The sequence below is a fragment of the Ruegeria arenilitoris genome, assembly GCF_013032855.1.
GTDB lineage: Bacteria > Pseudomonadota > Alphaproteobacteria > Rhodobacterales > Rhodobacteraceae > Ruegeria > Ruegeria arenilitoris.
Map to the genome: position 1 here is coordinate 95630 of NZ_WQDA01000007.1, position 7558 is coordinate 103187.

Genomic DNA, 7558 nt, shown 5'->3' on the forward strand with positions numbered 1-7558 from the left:
GACGGGATCGGCGCTTCTGTAGAGCGTGTGGCGCAATCAGACAAGAAAAGACGCAGGGTAGTACAGGATGATACGGTTGGGTGTGATGGCTTCGGCAACTGTTTTGGCCGGGGCGGGCGCTGTCTGGGCCAGCGAAACGGATTGCGGAGAGGCCCGACTGGTCTGGGCGGACGTCAAGGACAGCGGGTCGGCGGCGGCCATCCAAAGCTTTGCCGAGGTCTATGCGGAGTGCCCGATCTACTCGCAACTTGCACGCGAGCAACTGGCCCAGTTCAACGAAGGCGCACCTGAACCGGAGGAGGTCAGCGCCCCCAAAGAAGAGACACGACGCCTGCTTGTCACCGACCTGCGACCCCGGCCGGAACCAGACCCCGACGATCCGCCATACGAGCCCGACTATTCGGATGGAGAATATGAGTGCCTGATGGCCGCTGCCGCTCCGGGCCAGTCGCCTTATTTCGACGGGGTGGAATGGGCAGACATGGACGCCGAGAATGCGATGGCGATCTGTGCCGATCTGCTGCTGAAAGACCAGAATGTCGATGCCGAGGTCGTCGCCGCGTTCGGCCGGGCGCTGATGAAAGGCGGCAAGCTGGAAATGGCGCTCGAATTTTCGGAGCTGGCGGCAATGGAAGGCAGCGGGCTGGCGATGAACACGCTCGCTTCGCTCTATAACGAGGGTGAGATCGTTCCCGAAAACGATGAAACGGCGTTCGGGTGGTACATGGCGGCTGCCGATGCCGGCCTGTCCATGGGGATGCACAACGTGGCATACGGCTATGAACACGGCGATGGTGTAGCGCCCGATATCGACAAGGCGCTCGAGTATTATGAACGGGCTGCGTTCTTTGGGTATGATCCTTCTATGGTCCGCCTGGGCATTTTCCATCGCGACGGTACGCATGTCACACAGGATATGGACCGCGCGGTCGACTATCTGGAGCGGGCCGCCGATCACGGAAACGTCGATGCCGCGGTGCATCTGGGCTTGATCTACGAAACCGGCCAGAACGGATATCCCAAGGATATCGAAAAGGCGCTGGAGTATTATTTCCAGGCCGCCGAAGAAGATGACGTCGTGGCGCTGCATAATCTGGGGTCGCTGACCTATCACGGGCGGGACGGCGTGCCCCAGGACACGCAGGCGGCTTTTGTGCTCTGGGGCAGGGCGGCCGAGCTTGGCCATATGGCCTCGCAGCGCAAGTTTGGCCGTTTGCTGCACGAGGCGGGCGAGATCGAAGGCGCGTTGAAATATTACCGTCTTGCGGCCGAGCAGGGCGACGACGTTGCAAAAAAGCTGATCCGGGAAATCGAGGGCGATTGACCCCCACGGCTGGCAGGGGAGGCCCTGGTTTCCCCGCTTTGGCCCAACTGTGCTATGGTGCCGCCATTCAGGACCAAAAATTGCACCAAAGGGACAGACCATGAAGCACCTATTTCCGCTGGCCGCCGTGGCCGCGCTCGCCGCTTGTGAGGAGGCCCCTCCACAACCCGAGACGGGCGCTGCCCCGCCGCCCACCAACGACGATTTGTACCTGGTCGGCGGCTATCGGTCCGAGGATGACTGGTGCCAGTTGACCGGCGAAACCGCCTTTACCGTCAATTTCCTGGACCACACGGCCGACCTTGTCTCGTGCCCCACCGGCAGCGCCGCCGCGCAGTCGCTGGGCGAAATGCAGAATGCTCAGCAGGTGGCCGAAACCGGCGGCTATACCGTCTATACGATTCCCCGGGGCTGAGCGTTTTTTTCACCCGCTACCCTCTTGAAGCAGCGGGAACATTTCCCAAATTGATCCATGAGGCCCGGACCATTGCGTGCTGCCAAGCAGGCGCAAATTTAACGGGCGCTTGGAAAAGGAGAATGCCATGGACTTGAACAAGTTCACCGAGCGTGCACGAGGTTTCGTGCAGGCGGCGCAAACCATTGCGCTGCGCGAGGGACACCAGAGACTGGCTCCCGAGCATATTCTGAAAGCACTGATGGATGATGACCAGGGGCTGGCCAGCAACCTGATCAAACGTGCGGGCGGCGCGCCCGAGCGCGTGGTCGAGGCGCTGGATGTTGCCCTGGCCAAGATCCCGAAGGTCAGCGGCGACGCGGGCCAGGTCTATCTGGACGGTCAGACCGCCAAGGTTCTGGACGAGGCCGAGAAGATCGCCAAGAAAGCCGGCGACAGCTTCGTTCCGGTCGAGCGCGTGCTGATGGCTCTGTGTATCGTCAAATCCAAGGCGAAAGAGGCCCTGGAAGCCGGTGCCGTGTCCGCCCAGAAGCTGAACGAGGCGATCAATGACATCCGCAAGGGCCGTACGGCCGACAGCGCCAATGCCGAAGAAGGCTATGACGCGCTGAAGAAATATGCCCGCGACCTGACCGAGGCCGCCCGAGAGGGCAAGATTGACCCGATCATCGGCCGCGACGAGGAAATCCGCCGCGCCATGCAGGTGCTGTCGCGCCGGACCAAGAACAACCCGGTTCTGATCGGTGAGCCCGGTGTGGGTAAGACCGCCATCGCCGAAGGTCTGGCTCTGCGCATCGTGAACGGCGACGTGCCGGAATCGCTGAAGGACAAGAAGCTGCTGGCCCTGGACATGGGTGCCCTGATCGCCGGTGCGAAATACCGCGGTGAGTTCGAGGAACGCCTGAAAGCCGTTCTGAACGAAGTCACCGCGGCCGCCGGCGAGATCGTTCTGTTCATCGACGAGATGCACACGCTGGTCGGGGCCGGCAAGTCCGACGGTGCGATGGATGCGGCCAACCTGATCAAGCCCGCGCTGGCGCGGGGCGAGCTGCACTGCATCGGCGCCACCACGCTGGACGAGTACCGCAAATACGTCGAGAAGGACGCGGCCCTTGCCCGCCGGTTCCAGCCCGTCTTCGTGCAGGAACCTACGGTCGAAGACACGATCAGCATCCTGCGCGGCATCAAGGAGAAATACGAACTGCACCACGGTGTGCGCATCTCGGATTCGGCGCTGGTGTCGGCCGCGACCTTGTCGCACCGCTACATCACCGACCGTTTCCTGCCTGACAAGGCGATCGACCTCGTGGATGAGGCCGCCTCGCGTCTGCGCATGGAAGTGGACAGCAAGCCGGAAGAGCTGGACCAGCTGGATCGCCAGATCCTGCAGCTCCAGATCGAGGAAGAGGCGCTGAAGCTTGAAGATGACGCGGCTTCGAAAGATCGGCTTGAAGCGCTGCAGAAGGAACTGGCCGAGCTCAAGGAGAAATCCGCTGAGATGACCGCCCAGTGGCAGGCCGAACGTGACAAGCTGGCCAGCGCCCGAGAGCTGAAAGAGCAGCTGGACAAGGCGCGCGCCGAGCTGGAGATCGCCAAGCGCGAGGGCAACCTGGCCAAGGCCGGTGAGCTGTCCTATGGCGTGATCCCCGAGCTGGAGCGCAAGCTGGCCGAGGCCGAAAGCCAGGAAAGCAACGCGGTCATGGCCAAGGAAACGGTGCGTCCCGAACAGATCGCGGCCGTGGTCGAACGCTGGACCGGTATCCCGACCTCGAAGATGCTGGAAGGCGAGCGCGAAAAGCTGCTGCGCATGGAAGAAGCGCTGCATGCCCGCGTTGTCGGCCAGGACGAGGCCGTGCGCGCCGTGGCCAACGCCGTGCGCCGGGCCCGGGCCGGTCTGAACGACGAAAACCGCCCGCTGGGCTCGTTCCTGTTCCTCGGCCCGACCGGTGTGGGTAAGACCGAGCTGACCAAGGCCGTCGCCGAATACCTGTTCGACGACGAACACGCGATGGTGCGGATCGACATGTCCGAGTTCATGGAGAAACACGCCGTCGCCCGCCTGATCGGTGCCCCGCCGGGCTATGTCGGCTATGAGGAAGGCGGCGTTCTGACCGAAGCCGTCCGTCGCCGGCCGTACCAGGTGGTGCTGTTCGACGAGGTCGAGAAGGCGCATCCGGACGTGTTCAACGTGCTGTTGCAGGTGCTGGATGACGGTGTCCTGACCGACGGTCAGGGCCGCACGGTCGACTTCAAGCAGACGCTGATCGTGCTGACCTCGAACCTTGGCTCGCAGGCGCTGAGCCAGTTGCCCGAAGGGGCCGACACGGCGCAGGCCAAGCGCGATGTGATGGACGCGGTTCGGGCGCATTTCCGGCCCGAGTTCCTGAACCGTCTGGATGAGACCATCATCTTCGACCGGCTTCAGCGGTCGGACATGGATGCAATCGTCGACATCCAGCTGGCCCGCTTGCGGAAGCGGCTTGCCGGGCGCAAGATCGATCTTGTGCTGGACGATGCTGCCAAGGAGTGGCTGGCCAACGAAGGCTACGACCCGGTCTTCGGGGCGCGTCCGCTCAAGCGCGTGATCCAGCGTGCCCTGCAGAACCCGCTGGCCGAGGCTTTGCTGGCCGGCGACATCCGGGATGGCGACACCGTGCCGGTAACTGCCGGACCCGATGGTCTGATCATCGGCGACCGGTTGGGCACCAGCGACCGCCCGCGCCCGGACGAGGCCGTGGTCCACTAACTTGCGGCTTGGCTGAAACAGGAAAGGCCCGCCAGAAATGGCGGGCCTTTTTCATGCGCACCAATCAGTCGTGGTTCTGACGGCTTTTGCGCAATGCTCGCAAGTCGTCGGCACTCAGGCGCGGACCGGACTCGGGCGATGGTGGTGGTGCCGGCGGAGCCATGCGCTGGGCCGGATCCACCATATGGCGGCTGGGGCGCCCGCCCTGCAGTTTCAGATAGGCCAATACCGCACCCGCGGATTGCAGGCTCAGCCCCCAAAGCCCGACCAGGATAAAGCTGAGAAACAAGGCCACTGCAGGCCAGATCGGGTTTTCGATGGCGCCACCGCGGAACAGGCCTTCGATTTCGGTAACGGACGTTGCCAACGCCGGTAGCCCCGCCACGAAGGCCACGGCCAGAAAGGCGAGGACGTAAAGCACCATCATCGATACATAGCTGATGGCCACCAAAGCAAAGAGCGGCCAGAAGGACGCACCCAGATTGCGGAAGGGTGTATAAGGTCGGTCGTCAGGATCGCTGCCCAAGGCCGCCGCAGCCAGGGGAACCAGCAGACTGGCCCGCGCAGCCGAGGCTACCGTGAATACCGCAACCGTGACGACGAGGCCCGCCACCGAAACCGACGCGCCGGCCGAGGTCAGCCAGTCCAGTGCCGGTGTTTCGGGGGTCTTGGTCAGATCGACCAGATTGGGCGCGACCTGAACAAAGGCCAACCCGACCACTGGCGCAAGGATCAGGCCGATCGCCAGGGACTCCGCCGCGCCATAGGCAATGGCGGGAACGATCAGCTTGCGATAGCCCACGCCGGGTCGGATCAGCTTTGACTGGAACCCGAACCGGGCGCCGACCATGATCGGGATCACGCCGGATGAGGCGCTGATCAGGAAGGTTGCGATGAACAGTGTTCCGGGCAGGATCAACCCGATGACGAACCCGATCACGCCACCCAACGCGCCGTACAGAAAAAGGCCGATGAGCAGGATCGGGAACGTCACCGCAAAGCGCCACAGGATCGAAAGGGACAAAGGAATGGTTTTGGTCAGTAACACGGGGCGGCCTTCACACAGTCTCTGGTGGTTTCGGCGATACCTTATCGGATGTGCAGCTTCCATCCCGTTGATGCCGTTCCAAACAGGTGTTCGTCTGTGCGCGACGGGAATGCAACGCAGGCTTCGTTACAGTCCCGTCTCTCAATCGTGACGCAAGTTGCGTTGGTCCGGTGTTAAAACGGGGCTAATTCAAGGCTGATTTTTGTAAATGAACGGAGAACGGAATGGCGCACCGCTGGATCAACACTCTGACACATGCCGATACGACCCCGCGGGCGGCGTTCCTGAACCGCCGACAGATCATGGCGGGACTCGCCGGATCGGGACTGGCGATGATCGCGGGCCGTGCAGGTGCGGAAGATGCGCTGGAGCAGAACACGTGGGAAGAGATCACGTCCTACAACAACTACTATGAGTTCGGGACCCGCAAGGACGACCCTGCGAAATACGCCCATACCCTCAAGACCGAACCATGGAGCGTCACGATCGACGGGTTGGTTGACCGCCCGGGAGAGTATGATTTCCAGGACATCATGTCCGAAATGACGATCGAAGAACGCATCTACCGTTTCCGCTGTGTCGAGGCCTGGTCGATGGTCGTGCCCTGGAACGGGTTCGAGCTGGCCGATCTGCTGAACATGGCCGGTGTGCAGGAAGGGGTGAAATACGTGGCCTTCGAAACCGCGCTGCGCCCCGACGAGATGCCAGGCGTTGCATATCCGGTTCTGGACTGGCCGTATCGCGAAGGTCTACGGCTGGATGAAGCCATGCATCCGTTGACGATCATGGCGACGGGTATCTATGGCCGCCCGATCCCCAATCAGAACGGCGCCCCGTTGCGCCTGGTGGTTCCATGGAAATATGGCTTCAAGTCGATCAAATCGATCGTACGAATCACTTTGACCGAGGAAGAGCCGCCAACCAGCTGGAACATGGCCAACCCGCGTGAATACGGGTTCTACAGCAACGTGAACCCGACCGTGGATCATCCGCGGTGGTCCCAGGCCTCGGAACGCCGCATCGGCGGCGGGTTGTTTGCCAAGCGACAACCGACACTGATGTTCAACGGTTACGAAGAAGAGGTCGCAGGGCTTTATGACGGTATGGATCTCAGGGAATACTACTGAGGCCATGCACAAGCTGAACCAGATACTGCGCCGCGTTCCTGTCTGGGCGGTCTACATCGCCGGATTGGTTCCGGTGCCCTGGTTGTTCTACCAAGGCATGACCGGTGGCCTTGGATTCGAACCGATCGAGGCTTTGGAACATGAATATGGAGAACTGGCGCTTCAGTTGTTGATCCTGGGTTTGGCGGTCACGCCGCTGAGGCGGCTCACCGGCTTGAACCTCATGAAGTTCAGGCGGGCCATTGGCGTTTTGACCCTATCCTATGTGGCGTGCCATCTTTTGGTTTGGCTGGTTCTGGACGTGCAAGACCCAGGTCAAATTTGGGCAGACATCATAAAGCGACCCTACATCACGGTCGGCATGGCGGCATTCGTTCTGATGCTGCCGCTTGGGATTACGTCGAACAATGCCTCGGTCCGGTGGCTGGGGGCGGCTTGGCGGCGCCTTCACAAGCTGGTCTACCCGGCAGCCATTCTTGCAGGGCTGCACTACGTCATGTTGGCGAAGGGCTTTCAGATCGAGCCCCTGATCTACTTGTTTGTGATTCTTGCCCTGTTGCTGCTGCGCTTGCCCAAACCGGCATTCAATACGGCGTCCCGGCGCGCCGATTCCGCGTGACTCGGGTGCTGGGCTGTGGGTAACCATGTGGGCAAGTCATACAGTGAGTGTTTTTGCACTGCGAGGCCCAGGCGAAAACTGAGTTCTGGGGAGGCATGACGTCATCAATAACCTGAAAATAAACAATTATTTTTGTTTTCGCGATTTTTTCCCAATTCTTGTCATTTTCTGCTTGCGGTGATTTGTAGTTATCCTTAGAACGCCCTTCACCGGCGCTGCTGAGGCGGTGTTGGTTGGTCGGATGGACGGCCTGACGGACTGGAAAGACGGTTGAGACGC

7 protein-coding genes are annotated in these 7558 nt (G+C 61.4%); 5 read left to right on the forward strand and 2 right to left on the reverse strand.

What is annotated here, in order from left to right; translation table 11 throughout:
* Window positions 1-67: 67 nt before the first annotated feature.
* From GOW72_RS18845 to clpB, 3 genes are all read left to right on the forward strand, one after another.
* The gene (locus GOW72_RS18845) at window positions 68-1324 is read left to right on the forward strand and encodes a tetratricopeptide repeat protein (RefSeq protein WP_170368109.1); all 1257 of its coding nucleotides are present in this window, start codon (window positions 68-70) and stop codon (window positions 1322-1324) included.
* Window positions 1325-1424: 100 nt separating this feature from the next.
* Window positions 1425-1739: a hypothetical protein gene (locus GOW72_RS18850; RefSeq protein WP_170368110.1), complete on the forward strand. Its 315-nt coding sequence runs from the start codon at window positions 1425-1427 to the stop codon at window positions 1737-1739.
* Between the two features lie 127 nt (window positions 1740-1866).
* Window positions 1867-4485, forward strand: coding sequence for an ATP-dependent chaperone ClpB (gene clpB, locus GOW72_RS18855; protein ID WP_170343526.1), 2619 nt, complete (start codon window positions 1867-1869; stop codon window positions 4483-4485).
* Between the two features lie 64 nt (window positions 4486-4549).
* Here clpB and GOW72_RS18860 read toward each other — a convergent pair whose 3' ends face one another.
* Complete coding sequence (locus GOW72_RS18860) at window positions 4550-5533, reverse strand: hypothetical protein (protein WP_170368111.1); 984 nt, start codon at window positions 5531-5533, stop codon at window positions 4550-4552.
* A 224-nt stretch (window positions 5534-5757) separates the two neighbouring features.
* On the opposite strand from GOW72_RS18860, the gene msrP reads away from it, so the two are divergent.
* Window positions 5758-6660, forward strand: coding sequence for a protein-methionine-sulfoxide reductase catalytic subunit MsrP (gene msrP, locus GOW72_RS18865; protein ID WP_170368113.1), 903 nt, complete (start codon window positions 5758-5760; stop codon window positions 6658-6660).
* A gap of 4 nt (window positions 6661-6664) precedes the next feature.
* On the forward strand, window positions 6665-7279 hold the full coding sequence (msrQ, locus tag GOW72_RS18870) for a protein-methionine-sulfoxide reductase heme-binding subunit MsrQ (protein ID WP_170343529.1): 615 nt from the start codon (window positions 6665-6667) through the stop codon (window positions 7277-7279).
* On the opposite strand, the gene GOW72_RS18910 is transcribed toward msrQ, so the two are convergent.
* A partial coding sequence (locus GOW72_RS18910; protein ID WP_217358201.1) for a hypothetical protein occupies window positions 7245-7558 on the reverse strand: 314 nt, incomplete at its 5' end. The genes msrQ and GOW72_RS18910 overlap by 35 nt on opposite strands.

What these genes read in the sequence shown, in the direction of transcription:
- GOW72_RS18845 (WP_170368109.1), top strand. Translation starts at nt 68, where the DNA reads ATGATACGGTTGGGTGTGATGGCTTCGGCAACTGTTTTGGCCGGGGCG.
- GOW72_RS18850 (WP_170368110.1), top strand. Translation starts at nt 1,425, where the DNA reads ATGAAGCACCTATTTCCGCTGGCCGCCGTGGCCGCGCTCGCCGCTTGT.
- clpB (WP_170343526.1), top strand. Translation starts at nt 1,867, where the DNA reads ATGGACTTGAACAAGTTCACCGAGCGTGCACGAGGTTTCGTGCAGGCG.
- msrP (WP_170368113.1), top strand. Translation starts at nt 5,758, where the DNA reads ATGGCGCACCGCTGGATCAACACTCTGACACATGCCGATACGACCCCG.
- msrQ (WP_170343529.1), top strand. Translation starts at nt 6,665, where the DNA reads ATGCACAAGCTGAACCAGATACTGCGCCGCGTTCCTGTCTGGGCGGTC.